Origin of the sequence: Kitasatospora sp. NPDC059973 (assembly GCF_042737525.1) — a bacterium.
Taxonomy (GTDB): domain Bacteria; phylum Actinomycetota; class Actinomycetes; order Streptomycetales; family Streptomycetaceae; genus Kitasatospora.
Map to the genome: position 1 here is coordinate 63,211 of NZ_JBHWUI010000019.1, position 13,409 is coordinate 76,619.

At 72.6% G+C, this 13,409-nt stretch carries 10 protein-coding genes; 6 read left to right on the forward strand and 4 right to left on the reverse strand.

Annotated elements, in window-relative coordinates; genetic code table 11:
• Window positions 1-267: 267 nt before the first annotated feature.
• The 3 genes from pucD to ACFWA9_RS08365 are packed head-to-tail and all read right to left on the reverse strand — an operon-like array spanning window position 268 to window position 4,006.
• On the reverse strand, window positions 268-2,640 hold the full coding sequence (pucD, locus tag ACFWA9_RS08355; protein WP_380384543.1) for a xanthine dehydrogenase subunit D: 2,373 nt from the start codon (window positions 2,638-2,640) through the stop codon (window positions 268-270).
• A complete protein-coding gene (locus ACFWA9_RS08360; protein WP_329490617.1) occupies window positions 2,637-3,122 on the reverse strand; it encodes a (2Fe-2S)-binding protein in 486 nt (161 codons plus the stop codon). Before ACFWA9_RS08360 ends, pucD begins: the two co-directional genes overlap by 4 nt.
• Window positions 3,119-4,006, reverse strand: coding sequence for an FAD binding domain-containing protein (locus ACFWA9_RS08365; RefSeq protein WP_329490618.1), 888 nt, complete (start codon window positions 4,004-4,006; stop codon window positions 3,119-3,121). Before ACFWA9_RS08365 ends, ACFWA9_RS08360 begins: the two co-directional genes overlap by 4 nt.
• A 425-nt stretch (window positions 4,007-4,431) precedes the next feature.
• On the opposite strand from ACFWA9_RS08365, the gene ACFWA9_RS08370 reads away from it, so the two are divergent.
• Complete coding sequence (locus ACFWA9_RS08370) at window positions 4,432-6,024, forward strand: helix-turn-helix domain-containing protein (protein WP_352295142.1); 1,593 nt, start codon at window positions 4,432-4,434, stop codon at window positions 6,022-6,024.
• Between the two features lie 63 nt (window positions 6,025-6,087).
• Here the strand turns inward: ACFWA9_RS08370 and ACFWA9_RS08375 are convergent, their stop codons facing one another.
• Window positions 6,088-7,179: an alpha/beta hydrolase-fold protein gene (locus tag ACFWA9_RS08375; protein ID WP_329490621.1), complete on the reverse strand. Its 1,092-nt coding sequence runs from the start codon at window positions 7,177-7,179 to the stop codon at window positions 6,088-6,090.
• Between the two features lie 357 nt (window positions 7,180-7,536).
• On the opposite strand from ACFWA9_RS08375, the gene ACFWA9_RS08380 reads away from it, so the two are divergent.
• The 5 genes from ACFWA9_RS08380 to ggt form a co-directional block, all read left to right on the forward strand.
• Entirely contained in the window at window positions 7,537-8,556 is a 1,020-nt protein-coding gene (locus tag ACFWA9_RS08380; protein ID WP_329490622.1) for a substrate-binding domain-containing protein, read from the forward strand.
• Window positions 8,553-9,584, forward strand: coding sequence for an ABC transporter permease (locus ACFWA9_RS08385; protein WP_352295146.1), 1,032 nt, complete (start codon window positions 8,553-8,555; stop codon window positions 9,582-9,584). Before ACFWA9_RS08380 ends, ACFWA9_RS08385 begins: the two co-directional genes overlap by 4 nt.
• Window positions 9,581-10,423 (forward strand): ATP-binding cassette domain-containing protein, encoded by an 843-nt coding sequence (locus tag ACFWA9_RS08390; protein ID WP_380384548.1) that lies wholly within the window; start codon window positions 9,581-9,583, stop codon window positions 10,421-10,423. Before ACFWA9_RS08385 ends, ACFWA9_RS08390 begins: the two co-directional genes overlap by 4 nt.
• 41 nt (window positions 10,424-10,464) lie before the next feature.
• The gene (locus ACFWA9_RS08395; protein WP_329492339.1) at window positions 10,465-11,526 is read left to right on the forward strand and encodes an ROK family glucokinase; all 1,062 of its coding nucleotides are present in this window, start codon (window positions 10,465-10,467) and stop codon (window positions 11,524-11,526) included.
• Between the two features lie 94 nt (window positions 11,527-11,620).
• The coding region (ggt, locus tag ACFWA9_RS08400; protein WP_380384551.1) for a gamma-glutamyltransferase at window positions 11,621-13,409 on the forward strand (1,789 nt) is incomplete at its 3' end.

Sequence of the window (13,409 nt, forward strand, 5' to 3'; positions counted from 1 at the left end):
CAGTCAACGAAGTTGGCACAGGGGGACGATTCGACTCACTGGGCGCACTCTGTGGCAGTGCTGCGGTGCAGTGCGTTCCACCGGCCGTCGGCCGGAGGTGGGTGGTGCGCACCGCTGCAGAACCCCGGCGTGGGAGAGGCAGCGGGAGGATGCGTTCGCTTTGCTTCGGCTGGTGCATGTGTGGTGCCTGTACTTCGGGGTGGAACTGCCCCGGGGCGGCGGGGAAGACGGTCGCCGCCCCGGGGAGGTGTGGGGGAGACCCGGTGGCTACTTCGGTCCGGGGGCCTCGGTGGTCAGGTGCTCGGGCCGGACGGGGATCCGGTTGAGCGCCAGACCGGTGGCGTTGCGGATGGCGGCCACGATCGACGGCGTCGCGGAGACGGTCGGCGCCTCGCCCACCCCGCGCAGCCCGTACGGGGCGTTCGGGTCGGGGAGTTCGAGGATCTCCACCGGGATCGGCGGGGTGTCCAGGATGGTGGGGATCAGGTAGTCGGTGAAGGACGCGTTGCGGACCTTCCCGTCCTTGACGATGATCTCCTCCATCACGGCCAGGCCGAGCGCCTGGGTGCAGCCGCCCTGGATCTGGCCCACCACCGAGAGCGGGTTGAGCGCCTTGCCGACGTCCTGGACGGCGGTCAGCTCGACCACCTTGACCAGGCCCAGCTCGACGTCCACGTCGACCACCGCGCGGTTGGCGCAGAAGGTGTACTGGACGTGGCCGAAGCCCTGCCCGGTCTCCTTGTCGAACGGCACGGTCGGGCGGTGGTGGTGCTCGCGGGTGAGGTCGATCGCCTCGTCGCCGAGCAGGTCGACCATGGAGACCAGGGCGCCCGTCGACGGCGAGACCACCTTGCCGCCGGTCAGCGTCAGGTCGCGCTGGGTCCAGCCGTAGCGCCGGCGGCCCTTCTCGATCAGCGCCTGCTTGACGGCCTCGGCGGCGAGCTTCACCGCACCGCCCGTCATGTAGGTCTGCCGGGAGGCCGAGGTCGAACCGGCCGAGCCGACCTCGGTGTTGGCCGGGTGGATGGTGACCTGCTCGACGCCCAGCTCGGTGCGCGCGATCTGGGCGTGCACGGTGACGCCGCCCTGGCCGACCTCGGCCATCGCGGTGTGCACCATGGCGACCGGCTCGCCGCCGATCACCTCCAGGCGCACCCGGGCGGTGGAGTAGTCGTCGAAGCCCTCGGAGAAGCCGACGTTCTTGATGCCGACCGAGTAGCCGACGCCGCGCACGATGCCCTCGCCGTGCGAGGTGTTGGACAGTGCGCCGGGCAGCTGGCGGACGTCCAGGTGCTCGGTGTCCAGCGGCGGCGGGAGCGGCATGTCCTTGACCCGGCGCAGGAGTTCGGCCACCGGGGCGGGCGAGTCGATCTGCTGGCCGGTGGGCATGAAGTCGCCCTCCGACATCGCGTTCAGCTGGCGCAGCTCGACCGGGTCCATGCCCAGCTCGGCGGCGAGCCGGTCCATCTGGGTCTCGTAGCCGAACGCGGCCTGGACCGCGCCGAAGCCGCGCATCGCCCCGCAGGACGGGTTGTTGCTGTACAGCGCGATGGCGTGCATCTTGACGTTCGGGATCACGTACGGCCCGTGGCCGAGCGAGGCCGCGTTGCCGACCACGGCCGGCGAGGCGGAGGCGTACGCGCCGCCGTCCAGCACGATCCGGCAGTCGGCGAAGACCAGCTTGCCGTCCCGGGTGGCGCCGTGCTCGTAGGTCATCCTCGCCGGGTGGCGGTGCACGTGGCCGTAGAAGGACTCGTCCCGGGCGTAGACGATCTTGACCGGCTTGCCGGTGTGCTGGGCGAGCAGGCAGGCGTGGATCTGCATCGAGATGTCCTCGCGGCCGCCGAAGGCGCCGCCGACACCGGCCAGCGTGAGGCGGACCTTCTCCTCCGGCAGGGCCAGCACGGGGGCCATCTGCTGGCGGTCCACGTGCAGCCACTGGGTGGCGATGTAGAGGTCGATGCCGCCGTCCTCGGCCGGCACGGCCAGGCCGGACTCCGGGCCGAGGAAGGCCTGGTCCTGCATGCCGACCTCGTAGCTGCCCTTGACGATGACGTCCGCCAGGGCCCGCACCTCGTCGGTCACGCCGAGGCCGGAGACCAGCTTCTGCTCGTGGCAGATGTTGCCGTAGCCGTGCGACTTGAACTCGTGCGGCTCGTGCACGTAGCCGTGGGTCTCCGGGTCGAGGCACTGCTCCTCGGTGGTGATCGGGGTGAGCACCTCGTACTCGACCTTGATCTTCTTCACCGCGCGGCGGGCCGTCTCCGGGTGGTCGGCCGCGACCAGCGCGATGGCCTCACCGTGGTAGCGGACCTTGTCGATCGCCAGGGCCGGCTGGTCCTGGATCTCCAGGCCGTAGTACTTGGTGCCGGGGATGTCCTCGTGGGTGAGGACGGCGTACACGCCGGGGACCTTCAGCGCGTCGGCGATGTCCACCGAGAGGATGTTCGCCCGGGGGTGCGGCGAGCGCAGCGCCATACCCCAGAGCATGTCCTCGTGCCACAGGTCGGACGAGTAGGCGAACTCGCCCTTGACCTTCAGGTTGCCGTCCGGGCGCAGCGGCGAACCGCCGATGCCGTCCTTGCTGGCCTGGTTGATGTTCTGCAGGTTCTTCTGACCCTGGATGGTGCGGGTACTCATTCCGACGTCGCCCTCTCGCACGTACGGGCGGAAGCCAGCCGCACCGCGTCCATGATCTTCTCGTAGCCGGTGCAGCGGCAGAGGTTGCCCGACAGCGCCTCGCGGATGTCGTTGTCACTCGGCTGGGCGTCCTTCGCCAGCAGCGCGTCGGTCTGCACCAGCAGGCCGGGCGTGCAGAAGCCGCACTGGACGGCGCCGGCGTCGACGAAGGCCTGCTGGACCAGGCCCAGCTCGCCCTGCTCGTCGCTCAGGCCCTCGACGGTGCGGACCTCGCGGTCCTGCACCTGGCCGGCCGCGACCAGACACGAACAGACCGGGACGCCGTCCAGGTAGACCGTGCAGGAGCCGCACTCGCCCTGCTCGCAGGCGTTCTTCGAGCCCGGGAGGCCGACCCGCTCGCGCAGCACGTAGAGCAGGCTCTCGCCCTCCCAGACGTCGTCGGCCTCGACCGGCTTGCCGTTGGCGGTGAAAGTGACCCTCATGCCGCGCTCCTGATCTGCTTGCTGTAGTCGTTCCACGTCCAGGTGAGCGTGCGGCGCGCCATCACGGCCAGCGAGTGCCGCCGGTAGTCGGCGGTGCCGCGGACGTCGTCGATGGGCGAGGCGGCGGCCTTCACCAGCTCGCCGAACCGCTGGATCACCTCGGCGCCCAGCAGCTCGCCGGACTCCCACAGGCCGCGCTCGGCGAGCACGCCCCGCAGGTACTCCTCGGCCTCGACGGCGCGGCGCGGCGTGGGGGCGGCCGAGCCGATCCCGGTGCCGACGGTGCCGTTCTTCGGGTGCAGCGCGAAGCCGAAGGCGCAGACCGCGATCACCATGGCGTTGCGGGTGCCGATCTTGGAGAACTGCTGCGGGCCGTCCGCGACGGGGATGTGCACGGCCCTGATCAGCTCGTCGGCCGCCAGGCTGTTGCGCTTGACGCCGACGTAGAACTCGTCGATCGGGATCATCCGGGTGCCGCGCACGGAGTCCGCCTCGACGAACACGTCGCGGCCGGCGGCCAGCAGCGCGGGGTGCGCGTCGCCGGCCGGGGAGGCACCGCCGAGGTTGCCGCCGACGCCGCCGCGGTTGCGGATCTGCGGCGAGCCGACGGTGTGGGCCGCCAGCGCGAGGCCGGGCAGCGGACCGGACAGCTCGTCGATGATCCGGGAGTAGGGGACGGAGGCGCCGAGCCGGACGACGTCGCCGTCGTTCGACCATTCGGTGAGCTCGGTGATGCGGTTCAGGTCGAGAATCGCGGATGGCCGGTGCACGTCGAAGTTCATCTCGACCATGACGTCCGTACCGCCCGAGATGGGCAGCGCGGTCGGGTACTCAGCCTTCGCCGCGAGTGCCTCGTCCCAGGTAGCGGGCCGAAGGAACTCCATGCGGGTGTCTCCTCAAGTCGTTGCCGGCCGGACGGGTGGGCACAGTGCCCGGGAACTCGGTGTTCGGACCGCGCTCTCCGCTTCGTCGCCTCCGCGTCGGGTCCTGGTCACCGGGGTGTGTCCGGCGGCGTGTGGCCAGTGAACCTCTGTGACGGGGCCCACTGGCAGTCACCGATGGCATGAAGCCCCGGCTGTGGTCCCGCCCGGCATCCTGTACGTTCCTCTAAGGACGAGAATCTCGCAGCCCAGCTGTTCTCCGGGTGCTGCCTACGACCGTAATCCGGCCGTGATTCCCAAGCTATGACCCCGTGATCCGGGCGTCCGTTGGGACGTAACACCGAGCACGGATGTTCGGGCACACTGTGACCCCCGGACCGCGCGCTCGGGCCCCCTCACCCCCACCCCAAGCCCGTAAGGAGTCCCGGATGCGTGTCCGCGACCTGCTCGCCCCCGGAGCCCCGAGACTGCGCCTGCTCGCGGCTGAGGAAGAGCTCGACCGGCAGGTCAGCGGCGTGATGACCACGGACCTGCACGACCCGGGCCGCTACCTGCACGGCGGCGAGCTGGTGCTCACCGGCATGCTCTGGCGCACCGGGCCGGCCGACTCCGAACGCTTCGTGCGGACCATCGTGGCCGGCGGCGCGGTCGCCCTCGCGGCCGGCGAGGCCGAGGTCGGCCCCGTCCCCGAGGACCTCGTCGACGCGTGTCGCCGGCACCGGATGCCCCTGTTGGCGGTACCCGACGACATCGCTTTCGGCACCGTCACCGAGTTCATCGGCCGGCAGGTCTCCGCCGACCGCGCCGCCGACCTGGCCGCCCTGGTCGACCGCCACCGGCTGCTGGTCTCCGCGGCCGGCGGCGGCGGACTGGACGCCGTCCTCGACCTCCTCGGCGGCGACCTCGACCTCGACTGCTGGGTGCTCACGCCCACCGGCGCGGTGATCGCCGGCCCGGCCGACCGGCTCTCCGCCGAGGACCGCGACCAGCTGGTCCGCGCCCACCTCGGCGCCCAGCGCCAGCGCCGCCGCCCCCCGCACCGGGCCCGGCTGGCCAACGGCTCCTACTCGCTGCTGCCCGCCCCGGCCCTCGACGACGTCCAGGCGCCGCTCGCCGACTGGGTGCTCGCGGTGGCCGGCGACGTCACCGAATGGACCACCAAGCGCCAGCAGCTCGCCGAGAACCTGGCCCGGCTGGTCGCCGCCGAGCGGCACCGCCGCGACGAGGGCCGCCGGCTGCGCCGCCGCCTCGCCGACGAGGTGCTGACGCTGCTCCAGCGCGACGCCGACCCGGGCGAGATCAGCCGCACCCTGTACGCCTCCTCGGCGATGGCCGCCCGGTACGAGAACCCCGAGCCCAAGCCGCAGTCACCGGACGGCTCCTGGCTGGTGCTCAGCGCCGAGGGCACCGGCCTGCCCGAGGGTGCGGTGCGGCTGATCCTGGAGGAAGCTCTCAACGGCACCACCGACCGCGCCCTGGTCGCCGGGGCGGGCACCGGCGCGGTGGTGGTGCTGCCCGCGCTGGACAGCGCGGTACCCGCCGACACCCTGCGGGAGCTGCTCGCCCCGCTGGAGGCGGGCCTCGGCTCGGAGGGCCGGATCACCCTCGGCGTGTCGGCCCCCGCCTCCGAGGCGGGCGGCCTGCGCGGCGCCCTGGAGGAGGCCCGGCACGCCCGCCGGATCGCCGCCGCCCGGGTCGGCCGGGTCTGCGTGGCCGGCCCGGAGGAGCTGGCCTCGCACGTGCTGCTGCTGGCCGCGGTGCCCGACGAGGTCCGCCGGGCGTTCCGCAGCCGGCTGCTGGACAAGGTGATCGCCTACGACATCGAGCACCAGGCGGACCTGGTCCGCACCCTGGAGGCGTTCCTGCGCTCGGACGGCTCGTGGACCCGCTGCGCCGCCCAGCTGCACGTGCACGTCAACACGCTGCGCTACCGGATCGGCCGGATCGAGGAGCTGACCGGCCGTGACCTCTCCCGGCTGGAGGACCGGGTGGACTTCTACCTGGCCCTCGAACTGGCCTGAGCCCGCGCGGAAAGGGGTCCGCCCCGCACACCGACGGTGTGCGGGGCGGACCCTTCCGCGTGACTACGGCTGCACGGGGATGATCGAGGTGAGCCACTGGAAGACGCCCGGCACCATGTTCTTCCAGACGTCGCTGGAGTGCGGCCCGGTGGTCTCCTGGACCTGGACGGTGGTCGGCGCCTTCGCGACGGCCGCGATCGCCTGGCCGTCCTCGTAGCCGTCGCCCTTGTTGCCGCTGATGTACAGGGCGACCTTCGGCGGCTGGGCGGCGGTCTTCACGATGGTGACCGGGTTGTTCGCCTCGCGCAGCTGGGCGTCCTTGCCGACCAGCGAGGACTTCTCGACCGCCGGGTCGTTGTAGCCCGAGAGGCTGATGCCGGCCCGGTAGCGGTTGGGGTGGGCCAGCGACAGCTTGGCGGCGCAGTGGGCACCGGCCGAGTAGCCGGCCACCGCCCAGCGGTCGGCCGACGGCTCGGCGCGGAAGTTGTCCAGCACCATCTGGGGGACGTCGCGGGTCAGCCAGGTGTCCGCGTTGACCTTGCCGGGCACGTCGGTGCAGCCGGCGTCGGTGCTGTTGCCCAGCAGCAGGGTGCGCGGCGAGACCAGGATGAACGGCGCCACCTTGCCCTCCTGCATCAGCGGCTTGAGCTGCTCGGAGACCTTGAGCGTGCCGTACCAGGTGGAGGAGGAGCCGGGGAAGCCCGGGATCAGCTCGACGACCGGGAACTTCTTGTCCTTGAACGCCGGGTCGTGGTACTGCGGCGGCAGCCAGACCAGCACCTCGCCGTCCACGCCGGACAGCTGGCCCTTGAGGTCGGTCTTCTGGACGTCGTTCGGCACCTTGGGGTCGTCCACGCTGCGGAACTGCTGGTGGACCTTGGGCGGCTGCTTGGCGGCGTCGCCGCCGGCCTGGGCCCCGCCGGCGCCCGCCTCGGCCGGGGGGACGGAGGGCACGGCCCGGACGTGGTTGCCGGTGCCCAGCAGGTCGTCCCAGTTGCCGTAGATCAGGTTGGCGTTGTTGACCATGACGAAGACCGTCGTCACGGCGGTGATCTGGCAGAAGACGATCATGGCAAGCCTGGACAGGACCTGCACCGGCCGCGGCCCGCGCACCTTTCCCCAGAGCAGCAGCGCCGCCGCGATGGAGATCGGCACGAGGACGATCGTGCAGATGAGGAATGGCGTGCCTGTCAGTTGCATCAAATTCTCGTATCCGGGTTCAAAGCCGTCCGGGGCCCCACTCGCCCGGAACGCGCTCCAATGGCATCAGACGGTCGGGAACGCGGAATCGGTTGCCGTCCAAATCTGTAAGGAACCTGAGAGGAACATCACGTTTCGGCGCTGTTTCACTCTTGGGGCCCGCACCAGTCTGCCATCCTGACGGCCCGCGCCCGGACGCTGCACCCAGCGGACTCCCAGGAACGCCACCGGGGGCACGATACCGCCCGGGCGGATCCGGGCGGCGGGCGAGGCGGTGCGATGCCGCGCGCGGCGGGCAGCGAGACTATGGGGATGAGCACAACCCGCTTTCGCCCCTTCCGCCGGTTCCGGCCCGCCTGCGCCGTCCTCGCCGTGCTGGCCGCCGTGGCCGGCTGCAGCAGTACCGGAGGCCTCCGCGCCGAGCACGCCCGCAGCCAGGCCGCGGCCGCCGGTGGCAGTGCCGTCACCACCCCGCGCTGGAAGATCGCCATGGTGACCCACGCCGGCGCCGGCGACGCCTTCTGGGACACCGTGCGCAAGGGCGCCGAGCAGGCCGCCGCCAAGGACAACATCACCTTCCTGTACTCTAACGACGCCCAGACCCAGAACCAGGTCCAGCTGGTCCAGGCCGCCATCGACCAGAAGGTCGACGGCCTGCTGGTCACCCTCGCCAAGGGGGACGCGCTCGGCGACGTGCTCGGCAAGGCCAAGGCGGCCGGCATCCCGGTGATCACCGTGAACTCCGGCCAGGAGTACTCCGCCCGGTTCGGCGCGCTGACCCACATCGGCCAGGACGAGTCCACCGCCGGCCAGGCGGCCGGCACCGAACTCGCCGGCCGGGGCCGCAAGAACGTCCTCTGCGTGATCCACGAGCAGGGCAACGTCGGCCAGGAGCAGCGCTGCTCCGGCGCGCAGTCCAAGGCCGGCGGGGCCTTCCAGGTGCTCTACGTGGACGGCGTCAACATGCCCGACGCCCGGGCCGCCGTCTCCGCCAAGCTGCAGGCCGACCCGGCCATCGACACCGTGCTGACCCTCTCCGGGCCGATGGCCGCCACCGGACTGCAGGCGATCCAGGACGCCCGCCGCCCCGTCGAGCTCGACACCTTCGACCTGGGCACCCAGGTGGTGGCCGGCCTCAAGTCCGGCTCGGTCGGCTTCGCCGTCGACCAGCAGCCCTACCTCCAGGGCTACGAGGGCGTCGACCTGCTCTGGCTCTACCGCTCCAACCTGGACATGCTCGGCGGCGGCAAGCCCGTGCTGACCGGGCCGCAGATCCTCACCCGCGACGACGCCGACGCCCTCGCCGAGTACGTCGCGAGGGGGACGCGTTGAGCACCACCGACCTCCTCGCCCAGGACCGCCCGGCGGCGCTGCGGCGGGTGCTCGCCCGCCCCGAACTGGGGGCGCTGATCGCCGCCGCCGCGGTCTTCCTGGTCTTCGCCGCGGTCGCCGAACCGTTCCTGCGGGTCTCCTCGCTGGGCACCGTGCTGTACGCGGCCTCCACCATCGGGATCATGGCCGTCCCGGTCTCGCTGCTGATGATCGGCGGCGAGTTCGACCTCTCGGCCGGCGTGCTGGTCACCACCGCCGCGCTGACCTCGTCGATGGTGTCCTACCAGCTCACCGCCGTGACCTGGGTCGGCGTGCTGGTCTCGCTGCTGGTGACGCTGGCGGTCGGCGGCTTCAACGGCTGGATGCTCAGCCGGACGAAGCTGCCCAGTTTCATCGTCACCCTGGGCACCTTCCTGATGCTCACCGGCGCCAACCTCGGCGTCACCAAGCTGGTCTCCGGCACCGTCTCGACCAAGCCGATCTCCGACATGGAGGGCTTCGGCGCCTGCCGCTGGCTGTTCGCCTCCGAGGTCACCGTCGGCGGGCTGACGGTCAAGGCCACCGTCTGGTGGTGGCTCGGCCTGCTGCTGGTCGGCAGCTGGGTGCTGCTGCGGACCCGCTTCGGCAACTGGATCTTCGCGGTCGGCGGCGACGCGGCCGCGGCCCGGGCGGTCGGCGTGCCCGTCGCCCGGACCAAGACGGTGCTCTACCTCGGCGTCGGCTTCGGCGCCTGGGTGCTCGGCCAGCACCTGCTGTTCTCCTTCGACACCGTGCAGTCCGGCGAGGGCGTCGGCAACGAGCTGATCTACATCGTGGCGGCCGTCATCGGCGGCTGCCTGATCACCGGCGGCTACGGCTCGGTGGTCGGCTCGGCGCTCGGCGCGCTGATCTTCGGCATGGCGAGCAAGGGCATCATCTACGCCCAGTGGAACCCCGACTGGTTCAAGTTCTTCCTGGGTGCGATGCTGCTGCTCGCCGCCCTGTTGAACACCTTCGTCAAGCGCCGCGCCGAACGGGGACCGCGATGACCGAGCTGCTCCGCCTCGAAGGCGTCGGCAAGACCTACGGCTCCGTCCGGGCGCTCCAGGACGTCTCGCTCACCCTGCGGGCCGGCGAGATCAGCTGCGTGCTCGGCGACAACGGCGCCGGCAAGTCCACCCTGATCAAGATCATCGCCGGGCTGCACCGGCACGACGAGGGCCGTTTCACCGTCGGCGGCGAGGAGGTCCGCTTCGGCTCCCCGCGCGAGGCGCTGGACCGCGGCATCGCCACCGTCTACCAGGACCTCGCGGTCGTCCCGCTGATGCCCGTCTGGCGGAACTTCTTCCTCGGCTCCGAACGGGGCCTGCGGCGCTGGGGCGGACTGCGCCTGGACGCCGAAGGGATGCGCGCCACCACCCGGGAGGCGCTCGCCCGGATGGGCATCGACCTGCACGACGTCGACCGCCCGATCGGCACCCTCTCCGGCGGCCAGCGCCAGTGCGTGGCGATCGCCCGGGCCGTCCACTTCGGCGCCGAGGCGCTGATCCTGGACGAGCCCACCGCCGCGCTCGGCGTCAAGCAGTCGGGGGTGGTGCTCAAGTACGTCACCGCCGCCCGCGACGCCGGCCTCGGGGTGGTGCTGATCACCCACAACCCGCACCACGCCTACCTGGTCGGCGACCACTTCACCCTGCTCAAGCGGGGCCGGATGGCCGGCAGCCACCCGCGGGCGGAGATCGGCCTGGAGGAGCTCACCACCGAGATGGCCGGCGGCTCCGACCTGGAGGAGCTCTCGCACGAGCTGGCCCGCCCGGGCACCGACACCCCTGAACCCCGTGACTCCCGTGACTCCCGTGATCCCCGTGAGGAGCGTCCGCAGCCGTGACCACCCCCAACGCCGCCTCCCGGCCACCGGTCCTGCCCAGCCTGCTCGGCCTCGGGCCGCGGGCCGAGCGCCGCCGCCGGGCCCTGCCCGCCGGCCTCCTGCGGCTGCCCACCATCGGCGTCGACATCGGCGGCACCAAGGTGGTCGCGGGCGTGGTGGACGGCGAGGGCAAGGTGCTGGAGAAGCTGCGCACCGACACCCCCGACAAGAGCAAGAGCCCCCGGGTCGTCGAGGACGTCATCGTCGAGCTGGTGCTCGAACTCGCCGACCGCCACGACGTCCACGCGGTGGGCATCGGCGCGGCCGGCTGGGTGGACGCCGAGCGCTCCCGGGTGCTCTTCGCCCCGCACCTGAACTGGCGCAACGAACCGCTCCAGCAGGCGCTCAGCGAGCGGCTGCGGTTCCCGGTGATCGTCGAGAACGACGCCAACGCGGCTGCCTGGGCCGAATGGCGGTTCGGCGCCGGGCGCGGCGAGGACCTCATGGTGATGCTCACCCTCGGCACCGGCATCGGCGGCGCGGTGGTCCGCGACGGCTACGTCGACCGGGGCAAGTACGGGCTGGCGGGGGAGTTCGGGCACATGCAGGTGGTGCCCGGCGGCCACCGCTGCCCGTGCGGCAACCGGGGCTGCTGGGAGCAGTACTCCTCCGGGAACGCCCTGGTGCGCGACGCGCGCGAGCTGGTCGCCGAGGAGTCGCCGGTGGTCCAGCTGCTGCTGGCCAGGGCCGGCGGCGCGGTCGAGGGCATCACCGGCCCGCTGGTCACCGAGGCCGCCCGGGCCGGTGACGCGACCGCCGTCGAGCTGCTCTACGAGGTCGGCACCTGGCTCGGGGTCGGCATCGCCAACCTCGCGGCCGCCCTGGACCCGGGACGCTTCGTGGTCGGCGGCGGCGTCTCCGAGGCCGGCGACCTCCTCCTCACCCCGGCCCGCGACGCCTTCCGCCGCACCCTCACCGGGCGCGGCTTCCGGCCGGAGGCGACCATCGCGCACGCGGCCCTGGGCAACGAGGCGGGCCTGGTCGGCGCCGCCGACCTCGCCCGCCAGGTCGCCCGCCGCTTCCGCACCATCAAGCGGCGCCGGGTGGAGCGCAGCGTGCTGTAGCGCCGGACTACCCGCCGGTAGTCGCGGCGCCCTGTTGTCCGAGCCATGCCTCCTGTGAAACAACGGAGTTGACGTCGACTCAGGAGGCCTCCGGATGAGAGCTCTGGCCCGAATCGCCCCGCCGCTCCTGCTTGCCACCGCCCTGGTCTGTTCCGCCGCCGGGCCGGCCGGGGCGGCAGCCCCGCCGCCGAAGGTGCCCGAGGCGGTGGGCTGGGGCGGCGCGGTGGCCAGCGTGGACGCCGACGCCACGGCGGCCGGCATCGAGGTGCTGCGCAAGGGCGGCAACGCGGTGGACGCCGCCGTCGCCGTCGCGGCGGCGCTCGGTGTCACCGAGCCGTACTCGGCCGGCATCGGCGGCGGCGGGTACTTCGTCTACTACGACCACGACAGCGGCCGGGTGTCCACCATCGACGGCCGCGAGACGGCCTCCCGGACGGCCGACGCGTCGCTCTTCCTGGAGGACGGCAAGCCGCTGGCCTTCGCGGACGCCGTCACCAGCGGGCTGTCGGTCGGCGTGCCCGGCTCCCCGGCGACCTGGGAGACGGCCGTGCGGCAGTGGGGCAAGCGCTCCTTCGCCGACGCGCTGAAGCCGGCCCGGCGGATCGCCGAGCAGGGCTTCACCGTCGACCAGACCTTCCAGGACCAGACCGCGCTCAACCAGGCCCGGTTCAAGGACTTCCCCGCCACCGCGAAGCTCTTCCTGCCCGGCGGCAAGCTCCCCGCGGTCGGCTCCACGTTCCGCAACCCGGAGCTCGCCGCCACCTACCGCCAGCTGGGCGAGCAGGGCACCGCGGCGCTCTACCGGGGCGACCTCGGCGCCGACATCGTCCGGACCATCCAGCACCCGCCGGTGGACCCGGCCTCCGGGCGCAACGCCCGCCCCGGCAAGGTGGACGCCGCCGACCTGGCCGCGTACCAGGTGCGCCGCCAGCAGCCCACCCACGTGGCCTACCGCGACTACGACCTCTACTCGATCGCCCCGTCCAGCTCCGGCGGCACCACCGTCGGCGAGGCGCTCGGCATCCTGGAGGACGGCGACGTCGGCCGGTACGACGACACGCAGTACTACCACCACTTCCTGGAGGCCTCCCGGATCTCCTTCGCCGACCGCAACCGCTGGGTCGGCGACCCGGCCTTCTCCGACGTCCCGGCCAAGGAGCTGCTCTCCCCCCGGTACGTCGCCTCGCGGGCCTGCCTGATCAGCCCCGACCGGGCGCTCACCAGCCCGCTCGCCCCCGGCGACCCGCGCCACCCGGCCGACTGCGCGAACACCGGTGCGGCCCAGCCCGAGCCCTACGAGGGCCTGAGCACCAGTCACCTGACCGTGGCCGACCGCTGGGGCAACGTCGTCTCCTACACCCTCACCCTGGAGCAGACCGGCGGCAGCGGCATCACCGTCCCCGGCCGGGGCTTCCTGCTCAACAACGAGCTGACCGACTTCAACTTCACCCCGCTGACCCCCGGGGTGCCGGACCCGAACCTCGCCGGACCGGGCAAGCGCCCGCGCTCCTCGCTCTCGCCGACCATCGTGCTGCGCGACGGCGAGCCGGTCCTGGCGGCCGGCTCGCCCGGCGGCGCGACCATCATCACCACCACCCTCCAGGTCCTGCTCGGACGCCTGGACCGGGGCCTCGGCCTGGAGCAGGCGATCGCCGCGCCACGGGCCAGCCAGCGCAACACGGCCGCCACCCAGGCCGAGCCGGCCTTCCTGGACCTGCCCGAGCGGGCCCGGCTGGAGGCGCTCGGCCACGTGTTCACCAGCACGCCCGAGATCGGCGCCGCGACCGGCGTCGAGCGCCTGCCGGACGGCCGCTGGGTGGCGGCCGCCGAGCCGGTGCGGCGCGGCGGCGGCGCGGCGGCGGTGGTGCGCCCCCCGCCCAGAC

Bases quoted from the DNA above. Each gene is read 5' to 3' on its own strand.
- ACFWA9_RS08365 (WP_329490618.1), bottom strand. From the start codon at position 4,006: ATGGAGTTCCTTCGGCCCGCTACCTGGGACGAGGCACTCGCGGCGAAG.
- ACFWA9_RS08360 (WP_329490617.1), bottom strand. From the start codon at position 3,122: ATGAGGGTCACTTTCACCGCCAACGGCAAGCCGGTCGAGGCCGACGAC.
- ACFWA9_RS08380 (WP_329490622.1), top strand. From the start codon at position 7,537: ATGAGCACAACCCGCTTTCGCCCCTTCCGCCGGTTCCGGCCCGCCTGC.
- ACFWA9_RS08390 (WP_380384548.1), top strand. From the start codon at position 9,581: ATGACCGAGCTGCTCCGCCTCGAAGGCGTCGGCAAGACCTACGGCTCC.
- ACFWA9_RS08370 (WP_352295142.1), top strand. From the start codon at position 4,432: ATGCGTGTCCGCGACCTGCTCGCCCCCGGAGCCCCGAGACTGCGCCTG.
- pucD (WP_380384543.1), bottom strand. From the start codon at position 2,640: ATGAGTACCCGCACCATCCAGGGTCAGAAGAACCTGCAGAACATCAAC.